The following is a 2487-nucleotide window of genomic DNA, read 5'->3' as shown; positions in this document are numbered from 1 at the left end:
ATTACAGACAGTAGCAAAAAGATTATGAAAAGAATGGCAACAAGGAATATGATGCCTATAATCAGTATGCCGATAAAATAGAAAAACAGAAGGAAGAAGGCGGCAGCAAGCAAAATCGACGTTCCCAGCTTTGCAATTGCAGTTATCATCTTCCCAGGGTTTCGTCAAGCAATGTTCCTATCACGCCTGACTTCCCTGACGTTTGCTGCGGCTTCGGCATGAAAGGATAGAGCGCCATGGCAAGGTTGTGCAGTGTCATCGATTGAATTATTATTTTTCCTGGACCGGTGAGTTTTGTCAGGAAAAGCCCCTCGCCGCCGAAGAATATTGTCTTTATGCCCTTCACGCGCTCTATGTCGTAGCTGACGGTTCCTTCCCAGCCTACAACGCTGCCTGTATCGACCTTTATGCTTTCTCCCTCCTTCAAATCCATTTCTATGAAGTCGCCGCATGCATGGATAAAGGCCGTTCCATTCCCCTTCAACCTTTCCAGAATGAATCCTTCTCCTCCGAAAAATATAGAGCCAAGCTTTTTCTGGAATGCAACGCTTAAATCAATGCCGTCCTCTGCGCACAGAAAAGCATCTTTCTGCACCATGAACTCTCTGCCATCCTTGAGTTCAATTTCCTTTATCGTTCCGGGCGCATTTCCGGCAAACGCAGCCAGGCCTGTTCCTCCTGCTGGCGAGAACTCTGTCATGAAAAAGGTCTCACCCATAAATTTTCTTCCCAGTCCTTTCAGCAAGCCGCCTCTAGCTTTTGCTTCCATTCTCATGTTAGGGGTCATGTAGACCATTGAACCCGCTTCTCCAAAAACTTTCTCTCCTTCGCTCAGCTCTATTGTCACCACCTGAAGGTTATCTCCTGTGATTTTGTATTTCATTTTTTCACCGCCTGAAAATCATCTCCTTGTTTTTATCGTTTTTTGTTTTACCCAAGCCCTGCCAAAAAGTATAAATTTTATAAAGCATTGCAAGAAAGAAAATGAATCCTTTCATGAACCCGGTTTTTCTTCTTCGTGCAGCAAAAGGGTATCTCACAGACATAGACAGAGTATGGAAGACTTCGTACGAGGGCATTGAGAGATACAGGAATAAGCAATTCAGAAAAATTGTAAGATATGCTTACGATGTACCGGTATACAGAAAAAAATACAGGGAGGCAGGAATTCATCCAGACGATATAAAGGGCATAGAGGACATCAAAAAACTGCCCTTTATAACAAAAGATGATTTCAGGAAAAGCTTTCCGGATGGTATAGTCCACCCCTCTTTTGACATCAAAAAGGCGCATCTTGTGAGCACATCAGGCTCTACGGGACAGCCTGTCTCAATATATACGGACACATATACGATAATAAAGGCGTTGTTCGGCTTTTTGAGGGAGCTGAAGGAATACGATGTGAACTGGAGAAAGACAAGAATGAGCATAATAGCAGATGTGGCGCCTCATGCAGTTGAGGAGACGTATCTGCGCGGAAGTGTTATGCCGGCTATCAGAAAAGTATTGTTCCTGAAAAACCTGCAGATTCTCCATGTCGGCGAGGAGCCGGAAGAGCTTATGAAAAAAATTGACAAATTCAACCCTGAATTTCTGGGCGGCTATCCTGGTATTCTCCGAGCACTTGCGGTGTTAAAGCGACAGGGTTATGGAAAAAATGTTAATCCAAAGGTTATGTCATCTTCGGGCGCAGTCCTTGATGACTATACAAAGAAATACATAGAGGATGCATTCAATGCAAAAATATATGACGTTTACGGCTCTACTGAGGCAGGGCCGGTTGCTTTTGAATGCAAAAAAGGAAATTATCACATTCATTCGGACATGGTCCACCTTGAGTTTTTAGATGAGGATGGCAATGATGTTGCACCCGGAGAGCCTGGCCATGTTGTTATTACAAAGCTTTATGGAAGAGGAACGCCCGTGATACGATACACGGGCATGAATGATATTCTCATACCTCTGGATAAAAAATGCGACTGCGGGATAAATACGGAAATCATAGGCAGGGTTGAGGGAAGGAGGGCCGATGCCATCATCTTGCCAGACGGGAGAATAATTCCTCCGCTTTCAATCACTGGCATTCCTGGAGAGGTGATGAAAAAGTTGGATACAAACAAAATAAAGCAATTCCAGATAATACAGGAGAGTCCAACGGAGCTAAATGTACTCATCGTTGTTGATGAAGAGCTAAGAAATACCGGGCCATCTATTGAAAAAATATTCGAGGAAATAAAGAATGAGTGCACAAAGAAGCTCGGCGATGAAATTGAGGTCAATGTTATGGAGGTTGAAAGCATTGAGAGCAGGGGGGATTTGCCGCCATCTGTTGTTATATCAAAGGTAGATGGGTAGCTTTCCCAATCATTTTATAATAATTGCCATTCCATTTTCATGAAAGTCATTGCATTTACAGGGCTCCCTGGCTCAGGAAAAAGCGAGGCGGTGGGGGTGGCGGAGGAGGCGGGCTTCAGTATTGTAAGAATG

The 2487-nt window shown here is 44.0% G+C and carries 2 protein-coding genes; one reads left to right on the top strand and one right to left on the bottom strand.

Annotated features, from left to right (window positions below; genetic code table 11):
* Nucleotides 1–145 precede the first annotated feature (145 nt).
* On the bottom strand, nt 146–883 hold the full coding sequence (locus tag J7J55_00235) for a TIGR00266 family protein (GenBank protein MCD6141146.1): 738 nt from the start codon (nt 881–883) through the stop codon (nt 146–148).
* Nucleotides 884–984: 101 nt separating this feature from the next.
* Here J7J55_00235 and J7J55_00230 point away from each other — a divergent pair, with 101 nt between their 5' ends.
* Entirely contained in the window at nt 985–2355 is a 1371-nt protein-coding gene (locus tag J7J55_00230) for a phenylacetate--CoA ligase family protein (protein MCD6141145.1), read from the top strand.
* Nucleotides 2356–2487 lie beyond the last annotated feature (132 nt).

The organism is Candidatus Bipolaricaulota bacterium (assembly GCA_021159055.1).
In the GTDB taxonomy this organism is placed as follows: Bacteria; Bipolaricaulota; Bipolaricaulia; order UBA7950; family UBA9294; genus S016-54.
This window is presented reverse-complemented; position numbering and strand designations above follow the sequence as displayed.